We start from the raw sequence: 14,170 nt of genomic DNA on the forward strand, positions 1-14,170 counted from the left end.
TGTTTCAATAAAAAAATGGTTATATATCACATTAATTTCCATTATAAATAAAACCCCTTAATTATTATTATTTAAAAAATTTAACAATTTGATGCCTATGAAATTTTAAAAACAGTAACACTTAGTGGCGGCAAAAGCAACTCTGTAGAATAATCTCTTCCATCATAAGGGACGGCCTGAATTACTAGTTTTTTAATATTAGAAACGCCGCTTCCTTCATACTTTGATGCGTCACTATTAAAAATTTCGATTAATTTACCTTTTTTTGGTAAACCAATTCGATAATTAGAACGCACCACTTGCGTAAAATTACATACTACAATTACGTCGTCTTTTGGGCTATTTCCTTTTCGAATGAAAGACATTACCGCATTTTGATGATCAGAGTAGTTAATCCATTCAAAACCTTCCGGACTGAATTGTTTTTCGTGTAACGCTGGTTGTGTTTTATACAATTTATTCAAATCTGTAATTAATCGTTTTATACCCTCATGAAATGGATATTGTAACAAATGCCAGTCTAAACTTCCGTCAAAATTCCATTCACTACTTTGGCCAAATTCACTTCCCATAAACAATAATTTTGTTCCGGGATGCATAAACATATAACCATAGAGTAATCTTAAATTCGCAAATTTCTGCCACTCGTCTCCTGGCATTCTTCCTGCTATAGATTTTTTTCCATATACCACCTCGTCATGCGAAAGTGGTAACATAAAATTTTCCGAAAAAGTATAAGTCATCGAGAAAGTCAAATCATTTTGATGGTACTTTCTGTATACGGTATCTTTTTGAAAATATTCTAACGTATCGTGCATCCATCCCATCATCCATTTCATTCCAAAACCCAAACCACCAATTGATGTTGGTCTAGAAACCATTGGGAACGATGTACTTTCTTCAGCAATAGTTTGTACACCTTCAAAATTAGAATAAACGGCTTCGTTAAATTCTTTCAGGAAACTAATCGTATCAAGATTTTCTCTGCCACCATAAATATTAGGTTCCCATTCGCCTTCCTCTCTAGAGTAATCCAGATACAACATCGAGGCAACAGCATCAACACGAAGCGCATCTGCATGGTAATAGTGTAACCAAAATAAAGCATTACTGATCAAAAAAGAGCGAACTTCATTTCGTCCATAATTAAAAACTAAACTTTTCCAATCAGGATGATAGCCTTTTCTGCGATCAGGATGTTCAAAGAGATTTGAGCCATCAAAAAATCCTAAACCATGAGGATCATCAGGGAAATGGGAAGGAACCCAATCTAGAATTACTCCAATTCCGGCTTCGTGCAATTTATCTACTAAATGCATGAATTCCTGCGGATTCCCAAAACGGGAAGTTGGCGCAAAATATCCAACTAATTGATATCCCCAAGACGGATCGTACGGATATTCCATAATAGGCATAAATTCGACGTGCGTAAAACCCGTTTCTTTAACATAATTCACTAAATCTCGGGCAAATTCTAGATATGTCAAAAACCTATTTTCGTCCGTATGACGTTTCCAGGAACCTAAATGAACTTCGTAAACAGAATAAGGTTTGTCTAAACCATTATAATTTTGACGGGTTTCCATCCAGTTAGTATCTTTCCATTTATATTCTAAATCCCAAACTACTGATGCAGTATGTGGTGGTTTCTCACAATAAAAAGCAAACGGATCAGCTTTCTCAGTTATAATTCCATCATTTTTGGATTCAATTTTATATTTGTAGGTGGTTCCTTTTTTAACATTTGGAATAAATCCTTCCCAAATACCGGAAGAATCCCAGCGCACTTCTAAGAGATGCTCGCCTTGTGTCCAAAAATTAAATTCTCCAACTACAGAAACGGAATGTGCTGTTGGAGCCCAAACTGCAAAATAAACACCATCTACTCCGTCAACTGTTATAAGGTGTGCTCCTAATTTTTCGTAAAGACGGAAATGTTTTCCCGCTTTAAATAAATCAATATCAAAATCGGTAAAAAGGGAATGCGAGATAACTTTACTCATATAACAATTGTGTACATCTGCTTTATAAAAACAGAATATTAATGTAAGAAAAACAGTTTTTAGGTTTACTTAATAATGTAATTATCCGGTATGACTGCTCCTTTTTTGATAACAACAATTCCGTCTTTTATGGCATACAATTCATTAGAAAAGTCTTCTAAATGATTCCCGCCATTGATATACACGTCATTGCCAATTCTACAATTTTTATCTACAAGCGCATTACTAATAAAACACCTCTCCCCTATTCCTACTAATTGTCTACCATTTTTAAGATCATCATTCATGTCTTCGATATTTTGATAGAAATCATTACCCATCACATAGCAACTCTCTATTATAGTTCCCTCGCCTATTCTGGATCGAATACCAATCACAGAACGATTGATTTCTTTTGCATTCAAAATACAACCTTCAGAAATCAGTGATTTATCGACCGTAGTTTTTTGAAATTTTGATGGTGGTAATAATCTTGGTCGTGTAAATATTTTATTGTCGTTGTCAAATAAATTAAACTTAGGCAAGTCATCCGTCAATCCAATATTCGCCTCAAAAAAGGAATCAATATTACCTATATCTGTCCAATATCCTTCATATTGGTAACTCAAAATCTTTTTGTGACCCACTGCTTGCGGAATAATTTCTTTACCAAAATCTTTGGTTTCTTTATTGGCCATAATATCTACCAACAATTTTTTGTTGAAGATATAAATTCCCATTGAAGCCAAATAATGCTTGCCTTCATTCTTCATTGGATCACTTACATTTGATTCCCAATCCGGCAATAATTCCTTTGCAGGTTTTTCTATGAAAGATTCAACCCAGCTTTCAGAGTTTGTTTTTAATATTCCAAATTCAGGTGCATCTTTGGCATTTACTGGTAAAGTCGCGATGGTAATATCAGCTTCTCTTCTAATATGTTCCTCAACCATATCGTTAAAATCCATTTGGTACAACTGATCTCCAGAAAGTATCAACGCATAATCAAAATCATGATTCAGGAAATGAGGCATACATTGTCTTACAGCGTCAGCCGTACCTTGAAACCAAGTTGGATTATCTGGTGTTTGTTCCGCAGCAAGAATATCGACAAAAGCATGGCTAAAAATACTAAAGTTATAGGTGTTTTTGATATGCGCATTTAAGGAAGCAGAGTTAAATTGCGTCAATACAAACATTCTGTAAATATCTGAATTCATACAATTTGAAATTGGAATATCGACCAATCTGTATTTTCCTCCTATTGGTACAGCTGGTTTTGATCGTGATTCCGTCAAAGGATACAATCTGGATCCTTGTCCTCCGCCTAAAATAATTGCAATAACATTTTTCTTTTTGGGTTTCATTTTTTGTTACTTATTAGTTTGTACATTTCTATATATTCCTGACAAACACGCTCCCATGAATGGTCCGTATTCATCCCTATTTTTCTAATTTCTTTTAAATGTTTTTTATCGTCATATAAATTCACAGCCCTTTGAATCGAATAACAAATATCCCCAACTGTAGCTTGATCGTGACATATTCCATTACCATCATCGCCAAAATCTATGACCGTATCTCTTAATCCTCCTGTTCGCCTTACTATAGGTATTGTGCCGTATCGCAACGAATACATTTGATTCAAACCACAAGGCTCTACTCGTGATGGCATTAATAAAAAATCAGAACCAGCATAAATTAAATGTGCTAATTCCTCATTGTATCCAATGTAAGTATTGTAATTTCCTTTATAATCACCCAGTAAACGGTTCAATTGATTTTCAATAACGGTATTTCCTGAACCTAATATTAATATATTAATTTGTTGATAATTTTCGGATAAGGCCAGCGCTGCTGCATGTGGTAATAAATCGCCACCTTTTTCTTCTAATAATCTTCCAATAAAACTAAAAAGTGGTTTCGTTGGATCCAAGTTAAAAAGATTGCATAATTTTTCTTTATTATCTTGTTTTCCTTTTTCGAAATTTTTGATTGAATAATTGGTTGACAACATTGAGTCTTTTTCAGGATCCCAAACTTCAACATCAATTCCGTTCAAAATTCCTTTCGATTTGTACCGAACCAAATTAAAAAGTGATTCCAGTCCATTTGCAGAATAATTGATTTCATTAAGATAATTTGGGGAAACAGTAGTGACTGCCCAAGCACATTTGATGGCTACAGCCAATGAATTGATGCAATTATCCCATTCTAAAACTTTTACATGAGCCAAATCAAATTCTGGTAAATAATACAATTTATCAAAACCAAACTGCCCTTGGTACAAACCATTATGAATGGTAATCATCGAAGGAATATTTCGCAGTTTTTCGTATTTATGACAGTATAACATCATAAAGGGAATTAAACCGGAATGATGATCATGACAATTAATGACATCCGGAATTTCATTTCTGCCTATAATCCAATCTAAAGTTGCAATTTGGAACGATAAAAAACGCTCTATGTCGTCCTTATATCCATAAACATCCTTTCTGTCGAATAACTCTGGAATTTCGATCAGGTACAATTCAAATCCTAAATAATCCGTTTTTTCTTTTAAAATATTAAAGGAAAAATTAAAATCTCCCAATTTTACATGTCCCCAGTGTACACATTCAAAATCATTTTCTTTTTTAAATTTGGTGTCGTAGCAAGGCATTACCACTCGCACTTGATGACCTGCATTATTTTGATATTTTGGCAATGCGCCAACAACATCAGCTAAACCTCCTACTTTTGCAACGGGATAACACTCTGCACTGATATGAAATATTTCCATGTATAACTTTTGATGTTTTATAGTACTTTTAAACCTATTGGATTAATTGTTTACTATTTTTGTCTTTTATTTAAATGCTACTGAAACATTAAATAAAATACTACTTTAATGTTTTTCTAAAATTACTAAAAAAAATATAATATAATAACCTGCTTGAAAATTTATTAAAATGTCAAAAAAGTCTTCTAATCATACCCAATCATTGAAAATTCCTAAGATTATTTTAGTAACCAGTAAATTAATCTCTTTTATTTCACCAAAACTGCTCACATTATTTGCTGCAAAACTATTTACTACGCCAATAAAACATAAAATTCCAAAACGAGAACTAGAAATGGATCGAAAAAGTACTCAAAAATTGGTACAAATTCCGGCAATTGGCAAAGAAGTTGTGGTGTATGAATACGGAAAAAGTGAACAGAAAGTTTTATTGGTTCATGGTTGGTCAGGACGTGGAACACAATTATTCAAAATAGCGGATGAATTGCTAAAAGCTGGCTATTCCACAATTAGTTTTGATGCACCAGCGCATGGAAAATCACCGGGAAAAACCACTATAATGGTCGACTTTATCGCTACAATTTTAGAAATTGAGCGGCAATTTGGACCCTTTGAAGCAGCCATTGGCCATTCACTTGGGGGGATGTCCGTTTTGAATGCGATAAAAAAAGGTTTAAAAGTTAATCATGCCGTAGTGATTGGTAGTGGCGATATTGTAGAAGATATAATAGATGATTTTACAAGAAAATTAGAATTGAAACCAACGGTGAGTGCTCTTTTGCGCTTGCATTTCGAAAAAAAATATGGCGAAAAAATGAATAATTATTCTGCCTTTCTGGCTGCAAAAGAAACAGCGATTCCAGTTTTAGTAATTCATGATAACAATGATCCTGAAGTTCCTGTAAAAGCTGGAATTCACATTCATAAGTATCTAAAAAATGGAGCGTTATTATTGACTGACGGATTAGGTCATCGAAAAATTCTTGGCAATCCTAAAGTAATTGAAAAAACAGTTCAGTTCATTCAAAACAAATAATTAAAGAATAATATTGCACAATTAATAAAAATAAAATTATGAAATATCCTTTAGAAAAAACAGAACAAGAATGGAAAGAAAAATTAGGCCTGGAACGCTATAGAATTCTTCGACAAAAAGGAACTGAATACCCACACACAGGAACCTATAATTTACATTATGAAAAAGGAACCTATTGCTGTGGTGCCTGCGGCGAATCTTTATTTGAAAGCAACTCTAAGTTTGACGCCCATTGTGGTTGGCCATCATTTGACGAATCGATACCTGGAAAGGTTGAATATATCAAAGATGTGACACTTGGTATGAAACGCACTGAAATTCTTTGCGCTAATTGTGGAAGCCATTTAGGACATGTATTTGATGACGGACCTACAAAAACTGGGCAACGCTATTGTGTAAATTCCTTATCCGTGGACTTTACAGAATAAAACTATGGATTTATTTGGAAATAATACTGAATGGACTAAGAATTTAGAGCCAATTCTAACAAAATACAAAGGGAGAAAACATCCGTTGGAATATCATAATTTATATCAACTTATGGTGATGGTCGTATTATCCGCACAGGATTCTGATGCCAATATTAATAAAATTGCTCCAGCCCTATTTGAAGCATATCCAAATATGGACAGTTTGGCTGTTTCAAATAGCGAAGCATTAATCCCATACATCTCTAAAGTCAGGAATTTTGGAACCAAAGCAAAATGGCTTTTGGAAATCGCACAAACCATCCAAAAAGATGAAAAAATTCCACTTACCATGGAAGATTTGGTAGCCTTAAAAGGCATTGGAAGAAAATCAGCCAATGTAATTATGCGTGAAGCAAAAGTACCTGCACAGGGAATTATCGCAGATTTACATGTTATTAGAGTAGCGCCAAGAATTGGATTAATCCAAGAGACCAAAGATGGTATCAAAGCCGAGAAAATGCTGATGCAAGTTTTACCAAGAGAAATCTGGGGCGAAATAGGGATGGCTATCTCCTTTTTAGGAAGAGAGATTTGCCGCCCACAACCCAAATGTCCAGAATGCCCGATTAACTCCATTTGTGCATTTTATAAAAAAATTAAAGGGTAAGAAGTAATTCACTAATTACCCTTTTAACTATTTTTGAAATATAACTTATTATAAAAAAGAACGTTTAAATACTGGTTTTAAACGCTTTTTTGATGCTTGCTCATACGCATAACCCAGTCCTATTAATTTCCCTTCTGTGTAAGGCATTCCGAAAAAGGATAAGCCAACAGGAAGATCATAAGCCACACCGCTAGGAACGGTAATATGAGGATACCCACTTGCCGCCGCAGGAGTGGTTAAGGAATATCCGCCCCATCGATCGCCGTAAATCATATCTATACTGCAAGCCGGTCCCATCGTAATGCCACAAATCGCATCTAATTTATTTGCTATAAAAACAGCATTTAACACGCTTTTACTTCCTTCGAAACTTACGGCTAATGCTTCCAAATAAGTTTTATCATCTAATCCTTTTTTAGCATTCGAACTTTCTAAGGTTTCTTGCTTAAAATAAGGCATTGCTAAATCTTCATTAGCAGCATTAAAATCAATTACCTCTTTTAAAGTTTTTACTTTGGCATTTGCTGTAGCCAAGTAGCTGTTCAATCCTTCTTTAAATTCGTATTGCAAAACTTCGAATTCTGCTTGTCCTAAAGCATTTATTTTATCAAAATATTCGATTTCAATTATAACAGCACCTTGCTTTTTTAACAAGTTTACTGCATCATTTAAAAGAGCATTGATGTATTTATTGTTTCCTTGCGGTTTTTTTTCAATACCAATGCGTTTGCCTTTCAGCGCATTCACGTCTAAAAAAGTGGTATAATCCTTAAGCGCCTTTCCTTTACTTTCCAGCGTAACTGAATCATCAGGATCGCTAGAAGCCATTACGCCTAACAATATAGCCGCGTCAGTGACTGTTCTAGCCATTGGACCAGCGGTATCCTGCGTTTTTGAAATTGGAATAATTCCAGATCGGCTAACCAAACCTACTGTTGGTTTAATTCCTACAATTCCATTTACCGATGCGGGGCAAACTATAGAGCCATCCGTTTCCGTTCCAATGGCTACTACGCAAAGATTAGCTGATACCGCAACACCAGAACCAGCACTAGACCCGCATGGATTGTGATCTAAAATATAGGGATTTTTAGTTTGTCCACCTCTACTGCTCCATCCAGAACATGATTGGGTAGAACGAAAATTTGCCCATTCACTTAAATTCGTTTTGCCCATGATTATGGCTCCGGCTTCTCTAAGTTTTTTTACTACAAAGGCATCTTTTGAAGCAATATTTCCAGCCATTACTAACGATCCTGCAGTAGTTTGCATTCTGTCAGCAGTATCTATGTTATCTTTAATCAAAATTGGAATACCATGCAAGGGACCACGAGATTTTCCTTCCTTTAGTTCTTTGTCCATTGCAACAGCAAGAGCAACTGCATCAGGATTGATTTCGATAATCGAATTCAGTTGAGGACCATTAGCGTCAATAGCTTCAATACGTTTCAAATATAATTGCACTAATTGCTCCGACGTATATTTCCCAGAGGTTAATTGCTCTCTTAAACTACCGATTGTGGCCTCATCCAGCTCAAAAACATCAGTGTTTTCAGCAACTGATAATACATTTTCATCCTTTTTAGCACCGGATGTACATCCTGTCATCAAAAGGGTAGTTAAACCTGCTGAAGCAAGAGTAGCTGTTGTTAAAAAAGATCTTCTTTTCATAAAGTTTTAAATATTATTAGAACTATTGCTGTTGTAAACATTCAAGACAGTCTAAAATTAGATCATGTTGAAATTGGTTCCTAAAGTAATTATTTTTCTGTAAAATTAAATACATATTGCATAAAACAATAGTTAAAATTAAGAGCAAAATCTATTTTGGAAAAAAAAGACTGGCACTAACAATTTGAAAACAGAAATTGTGGTTAGACATTTAATAATTGATTAACTTTGCCGTATCGAAATATTAAAAAATTAAATTGATTATGACAAAATCTTCACAAGAACAAATGTTGCAAAAAGGAGTTTACACCGGAATTATAGAAAAAGATGAAAACAACAACTTTTTTTGTGGTGTTTATCTCTTGGATTATAAAATGGCTCAAAAACATACCATTGGAGATTGGATTACAATAAAATCAATTATTGAAAATCCAAGTGATATCAGTTATAATAAATATCCAAAGAAATCTAAAAATTTTGATAAAGCAAACAATAAACCACAACAATAATACTTTTATGCTTTTTTAAGCTTTAAATACAAAGACATAAAAAGACATTTTTTTGAAAATTTAGTAGTCTGAAACTAAAAAAATAAAAAAAAGTGTACCTTTGCAAAAAATTTGTCGCTTTTAAAACCAAATTACATTGGTTTTATAGATAAAGACAAGTAGTTACCTTATTTATGAAAAAAATAGTTGAATACCGCAAACTGCTAAATGTAGACAAAACTGCAGAGCTAAAAGATTTGAAAACGATTTATCGTAATGCGATGAAAGAAGCGCATCCTGATAAATTTCAGGGAGATGAAGCTGGCTTAAAGGCTGCAGAAGAAAACAGTAAAAAAATTATTGAAGCTTATCATTTCCTAGTAAGTATCAATCCTGAAACTTTAAAACAAAATTTGCCAGAATACACTGAAACAATCGCAACAGCAACAATTTCAGATTATAAGTTTGTAGAAGGCCGATTGATTATCAATTTTTCAAATGGAAGTGTTTACGAATACATAAGTGTTCCTAAAGCTACTTACGTAAAAATGGTAAATGCCGAATCTCCTGGAAGATTTGCAAAAAGACATATCCTGAATTCCTTTACTTGGAGAAAAACAATTAATCAAGATTAAATCTTTTTTTTCGGTTCCAAATATAAGAGCATCCTTTAATATAAGGGTGCTTTTTTTTTGCAATCGTGTCAAAATGCAATTGTTCCATCCAACTGAATTTAGAATTAATTATGATGAACTTAAAGTTCGTAGTGTTTGTTGGAACGCTTATAGTTTACACAATTTTTTATCTATTGATTTACTACGAACTTCATAATTATGATGAAATAATTCATACCACTTGAAAAAAAATTCAGAAACTAAAATATAAATGCAATTTAGCACTTAGTTTTAAAACAATTTTTAACTAATAAATTCTTTTGAAATAATTGTTTGTTATCAAAAGCTTATCATTAAAAATAACGTTAAAAAGTCTTTAAAACAATTGCACTTAGATAGTTTTATTAAGCAAATTTGAACAAAAAAAATGACTGATAAAACAAATGCCAAATCCTAATTAAGAATGAAAAATTATAACAAAAATTTAGGTTGTAAAATTTTATATCAATAAAAAATTTAAATACTTTTGCAAACTTAACTAAACTAATTAATAATGAAAAAAATAATTTTATTACTTTCGGCTGCTGTTGTTTTACTTTCTTGTAACAAAGTTGGCAAAGATGAATACATCATTTCAGGGACTGCAACAGGAATTGAAAATGGTAAAACAATCATCTTAGAAACACAAGATGCAAATGGTATGGGACTTATTGCAAAAGATACCGTAAAAGTTGAAAATGGTAAATTTGAAATGAAAGGTTCTATCACTGAACCATCGTTTTATACCATTCAATTAGAAGGAGCCCAAGCTAAAATACCATTTATTTTAGAAAATGGAGAAGTAACAATTGCGATCAACAAAGACAGTATCCAAAAATCTAAAGTTTCAGGAACGTATAATAATGATGAGTACGTAACTTTTAATGAAGAAATAGCTAAAGTTCAAGAAAAACTAATGGATTTCCAGAACAAAAATATGCAAACAATGGAAGCTGCTCAACAAAGCAAAGACACTGTTGTTATTAATAATTTGATGCAGGAATTTTCTAAAATTCAAGAAGAAGTTGGTGTGGCTTCAAAAGCGAAATACTTAGCCTATGCTGAAACACATCCTAAATCTTTTATTTCAGCTTTAATTATACAAGGAATGTTAAACGATCCGAGTGCTGATGTTGCAAAATCTGAAAAATTATACAACAGCTTAGAAGAGTCATTGAAAAAAACTAAGCCAGGACTTGCTATCAAAACTAGACTTGCTGAAATGAAAGCACCAGCTGCTGTAGGCGCAACTGCTCCTGCAACTGCTCCGACAACCGACGGTAAATGAAGAGCAGATTTTTCAGGTCCTAATCCTCAAGGGAAAATAATTTCTCTCAAAGAAAGTTTAGGAAAAGTAACAATAGTTGATTTTTGGGCATCATGGTGTGGACCTTGTCGTCAAGAAAATCCAAATGTTGTTGCTATCTACAAAGAATTACACAGTAAGGGTTTAAACATTATTGGTGTTTCTTTGGATAAAGATGCAAAAGCCTGGAAAGAAGCCATTGCAAAAGACAAATTGACTTGGAATCACGTTTCAAATTTAAAATTTTGGGATGAACCAATCGCAGCTTTATACAAAGTGGAAGCAATACCTGCTACTTTTATACTGGATGCATCCGGAAACGTAGTTGCTAAGGATTTAAGGGGTGATGCTCTTAGAGCTAAAATAATTGAACTTTTGGCAAAATAAACGTCCACTTTATGAAAATATAAAAAAATCTCCCTAGTGGAGATTTTTTTATTTTATTCAATACCAATGCTTTAAAAATAATAGTAAAATTAAGTGCAAATATAGTTTGGAAACTTCAAAACAGTTTTTATATTTGCACCCGGTTAGCACGATAAGCAATGCTTATTGAGTCTTGGGGAGATACTCAAGCGGCCAACGAGGGCAGACTGTAAATCTGCTGTGTAAACTTCGCAGGTTCGAATCCTGCTCTCCCCACTAAAACTCTTCAAGCAATTGAAGAGTTTTTTTATTTAAACTTGTTGATCCTTTATTCAATTTAGTATTGCAATTTATTCCAAAAAAAAAACCTATCTCATTTTAATTTGAAATAGGTTTTTTTACAATATAATTTTCACTGACTTTATTCTAAAATAAAACTCACTGAAACATTAGCCGTAATATTAATTTCTCCTATTGCAAGAGTTTCTTTTGGCTCACTAGCATCGCTTCTTTCCATTGTTTTCATGGCTGTGTACATTGGCTGTGGATAAAAAGTTTGTGAATTATCAGATATGGTCAAGGCGCGCCCTACTTTTTGTCCTAAAACAGAAACATAGTCTTCAGCTTTCAACTTTGCCTCCTTCATTGCTAATTTTCTAGCTTCAGATTGATATTGCGCTAATTTTGATGATTGAAAAGTAACGGCATCAATTCTATTAATTCCTTCGTTTACTAATCCTTCCATTAATTCATCATATTTTGACAAATCTCTTAACAAAATTTCTATTGTTTGAGTGGCATTATAACTGTGTTTCTTTTTTTCATAATCGTATTGCGGATTCAGTGAAACACGTTGCGTTTTATAATCTGATGGCGCCAAGTTCATTTTTTTAATAAACTTTAGAACATCTTCTATCTTTTCGTCATTTTCTTTTTTTACGTCTTTGGCATTATTACCTTTTGTTTCTACTGTTACAGCTATTGTGGCTTGATCCGGAATAACTTTAACTTTTCCCTCTCCATTTACATTTATTTGAGGAATTTGCTTCACTTCTTGTCCATACGACATTGAAATAAATAGAACCGACAGAATCAATAGTGCTTTTTTCATTTTTATTAAATTTAGTTATTTATATTACTACTGGTTATCCAAAAGTTATGCCATTAAAGTTTTCCCATTTTTTCCATCACAAAAAGTATAACGATTGGAATTGCTAATAATACCACCATAAAAGTATGATCTGCAAACAAAGTAGGTTCTTTTATTAATGTAATTAAATAACCTCCTACAGCTCCACCAAAATGAGCCGTATGACCAATATTATCATTCTTAGCCTTCATTCCATAAATAGAATACAATAAGTACAAAATTCCGAAAATATAGGCAGGCATTGGAATAATAAAAAAGATTCCCAACATCATATCGGGCTGCAACATTATGGCCGAATATAAAACTCCTGTTACTGCTCCAGATGCTCCTACAGCCCTATAACCATAATCATTTTTGTGAAAAACCATTGTTAGTAAACTCCCGAAAATCAAACTCCCAAAATAAACCAACACAAACGAAAAATCTCCTAAATAATTTATGACAACCGGAGCAAAAAACCAAAGCGTCAACATATTAAAAATTAAATGGGTCATATCAGCATGCAGAAAACCAGAGGATAACATTCTGATTTGTTCACCGGAACGAATACTACCAACATGAAATTCGTATTTTCTAAAAAAAGAAAGGTCATTAAATCCTTTGTAACTAATCAAAACATTTACAACAATTATAGCTATTAAAATGATGTTCATAAAGTGTGTTTATTGTGAATTGCAAAGATAGTCATTCTCAAATACGCATACAGTACCCGCTCAAAATTTATCTCGACAATCATTTTTACAGTATATTTGCAAAAAAATTCTGCATGCAATTACTTGTTTTTATTATTGTTTACCCATTTCTTTGGTTCATTTCTCTTCTTCCGTTTCGTGTTTTTTATGGGTTATCAGATGGGGTTTACTTTTTAGTTTATAATATCATTGGATACCGAAAAAAAGTAGTTCGAGCAAATATAGCTTTAGCATTACCGAATCTTACGGATAAAGAACGCCTTGTCATTGAAAAAAAATCATACCATCACTTGTGTGATATGTTTATGGAAATGATAAAAACCATGACTATTTCATCCGAAGAAATGAATAAAAGATTTACGATCACCAATCTGGAAGTTATTAAAGAATATGAAAAGAAAGGAAAAAGCATCATGCTTGTAGCCTCGCATTATGCAAGTTGGGAGTGGCTGATTACGCTGAACCAAAAAATATCTTTTCGCGGTGTAGCTGTTTACAAAAAATTAGCCAATACTTATTTCGATAAACTCGTAAGGGATATTCGCTCAAAATATAACACGGAATTAGTTCCAACAAGCGAGACAATTCCGTTGATTGCTCACAATCAAAAAAATAATATTCTTTGCGTATATGGATTGGCGAGTGATCAATCTCCAAAAGCGGATAGAATATTCCACTGGAAAAGTTTTATGGGTATTGAAGTTCCAGTGCACACGGGACCCGAAATGTTAGCCAAAAAATATGATATGACTGTTGTTTTTGCAAAAGTCAAAAAGGTAAAAAGAGGATATTATGAACTTATTCTTGTTCCTATCAGTGATAATCCCAACTCCGTTCCTAATTTTGGAATTACAGATGCGTACATTAATGAAGTAGAAAAGCAAATTCTGGAAGCTCCAGAATACTATTTCTGGACACATAAAAGATGGAAACACAAAAAATAGTGTTCAGTTTACAGTATTCA

13 protein-coding genes, 1 tRNA gene and 1 pseudogene are annotated in these 14,170 nt (G+C 33.2%); 9 read left to right on the forward strand and 6 right to left on the reverse strand.

What is annotated here, in order from left to right; genetic code table 11:
• Nucleotides 1-95: 95 nt before the first annotated feature.
• The 3 genes from glgB to ACEN2F_RS00755 form a co-directional block, all read right to left on the reverse strand.
• Nucleotides 96-2,003: a 1,4-alpha-glucan branching protein GlgB gene (gene glgB, locus ACEN2F_RS00745; RefSeq protein WP_441734772.1), complete on the reverse strand. Its 1,908-nt coding sequence runs from the start codon at nucleotides 2,001-2,003 to the stop codon at nucleotides 96-98.
• Nucleotides 2,004-2,068: 65 nt separating this feature from the next.
• Nucleotides 2,069-3,349, reverse strand: a complete 1,281-nt coding sequence (locus ACEN2F_RS00750; RefSeq protein ID WP_441734775.1) for a glucose-1-phosphate adenylyltransferase — start codon at nucleotides 3,347-3,349, stop codon at nucleotides 2,069-2,071.
• Entirely contained in the window at nucleotides 3,346-4,767 is a 1,422-nt protein-coding gene (locus ACEN2F_RS00755) for a glycogen synthase (RefSeq protein WP_441734777.1), read from the reverse strand. Before ACEN2F_RS00755 ends, ACEN2F_RS00750 begins: the two co-directional genes overlap by 4 nt.
• Before the next feature lie 169 nt (nucleotides 4,768-4,936).
• On the opposite strand from ACEN2F_RS00755, the gene ACEN2F_RS00760 reads away from it, so the two are divergent.
• Genes ACEN2F_RS00760 through ACEN2F_RS00770 form a run of 3 tightly spaced genes read left to right on the forward strand, consistent with a single transcriptional unit; the run spans nucleotide 4,937 to nucleotide 6,880 of the window.
• Complete coding sequence (locus ACEN2F_RS00760; protein ID WP_441734780.1) at nucleotides 4,937-5,803, forward strand: alpha/beta fold hydrolase; 867 nt, start codon at nucleotides 4,937-4,939, stop codon at nucleotides 5,801-5,803.
• A 38-nt stretch (nucleotides 5,804-5,841) separates the two neighbouring features.
• On the forward strand, nucleotides 5,842-6,231 hold the full coding sequence (msrB, locus tag ACEN2F_RS00765) for a peptide-methionine (R)-S-oxide reductase MsrB (RefSeq protein WP_441734782.1): 390 nt from the start codon (nucleotides 5,842-5,844) through the stop codon (nucleotides 6,229-6,231).
• Between the two features lie 4 nt (nucleotides 6,232-6,235).
• Nucleotides 6,236-6,880: an endonuclease III domain-containing protein gene (locus tag ACEN2F_RS00770; RefSeq protein ID WP_441734784.1), complete on the forward strand. Its 645-nt coding sequence runs from the start codon at nucleotides 6,236-6,238 to the stop codon at nucleotides 6,878-6,880.
• Nucleotides 6,881-6,928: 48 nt separating this feature from the next.
• Here the strand turns inward: ACEN2F_RS00770 and ACEN2F_RS00775 are convergent, their stop codons facing one another.
• Nucleotides 6,929-8,551 (reverse strand): amidase, encoded by a 1,623-nt coding sequence (locus ACEN2F_RS00775; RefSeq protein WP_441734787.1) that lies wholly within the window; start codon nucleotides 8,549-8,551, stop codon nucleotides 6,929-6,931.
• Nucleotides 8,552-8,814: 263 nt separating this feature from the next.
• Here ACEN2F_RS00775 and ACEN2F_RS00780 point away from each other — a divergent pair, with 263 nt between their 5' ends.
• The 5 genes and pseudogenes from ACEN2F_RS00780 (at nucleotide 8,815) to ACEN2F_RS00800 (ending at nucleotide 11,640) form a co-directional block, all read left to right on the forward strand.
• Nucleotides 8,815-9,060 carry a hypothetical protein gene (locus tag ACEN2F_RS00780; protein ID WP_441734790.1) on the forward strand — a complete coding sequence of 82 codons (246 nt, stop codon included), beginning with the start codon at nucleotides 8,815-8,817 and terminating at the stop codon, nucleotides 9,058-9,060.
• Nucleotides 9,061-9,233: 173 nt separating this feature from the next.
• A complete protein-coding gene (locus ACEN2F_RS00785) occupies nucleotides 9,234-9,674 on the forward strand; it encodes a KTSC domain-containing protein (RefSeq protein ID WP_441734793.1) in 441 nt (146 codons plus the stop codon).
• Between the two features lie 532 nt (nucleotides 9,675-10,206).
• A complete protein-coding gene (locus tag ACEN2F_RS00790) occupies nucleotides 10,207-10,980 on the forward strand; it encodes a DUF4369 domain-containing protein (protein WP_441734795.1) in 774 nt (257 codons plus the stop codon).
• Between the two features lie 18 nt (nucleotides 10,981-10,998).
• Nucleotides 10,999-11,385 (forward strand): annotated as a pseudogene (locus ACEN2F_RS00795) (TlpA family protein disulfide reductase); the annotation flags it as partial.
• A 174-nt stretch (nucleotides 11,386-11,559) separates the two neighbouring features.
• A tRNA-Tyr gene (locus ACEN2F_RS00800) sits at nucleotides 11,560-11,640 on the forward strand.
• 145 nt (nucleotides 11,641-11,785) lie between these two features.
• Here ACEN2F_RS00800 and ACEN2F_RS00805 read toward each other — a convergent pair.
• Complete coding sequence (locus tag ACEN2F_RS00805; RefSeq protein WP_441734797.1) at nucleotides 11,786-12,475, reverse strand: SIMPL domain-containing protein; 690 nt, start codon at nucleotides 12,473-12,475, stop codon at nucleotides 11,786-11,788.
• A 53-nt stretch (nucleotides 12,476-12,528) separates the two neighbouring features.
• Entirely contained in the window at nucleotides 12,529-13,167 is a 639-nt protein-coding gene (locus tag ACEN2F_RS00810) for a rhomboid family intramembrane serine protease (RefSeq protein ID WP_441734799.1), read from the reverse strand.
• A gap of 113 nt (nucleotides 13,168-13,280) precedes the next feature.
• Here ACEN2F_RS00810 and ACEN2F_RS00815 point away from each other — a divergent pair, with 113 nt between their 5' ends.
• Nucleotides 13,281-14,150: a lysophospholipid acyltransferase family protein gene (locus tag ACEN2F_RS00815; RefSeq protein ID WP_441734801.1), complete on the forward strand. Its 870-nt coding sequence runs from the start codon at nucleotides 13,281-13,283 to the stop codon at nucleotides 14,148-14,150.
• Nucleotides 14,151-14,170: the final 20 nt, after the last annotated feature.

It is taken from the genome of Flavobacterium sp. W20_MBD1_R3, from assembly GCF_052119725.1.
Taxonomy (GTDB): domain Bacteria; phylum Bacteroidota; class Bacteroidia; order Flavobacteriales; family Flavobacteriaceae; genus Flavobacterium.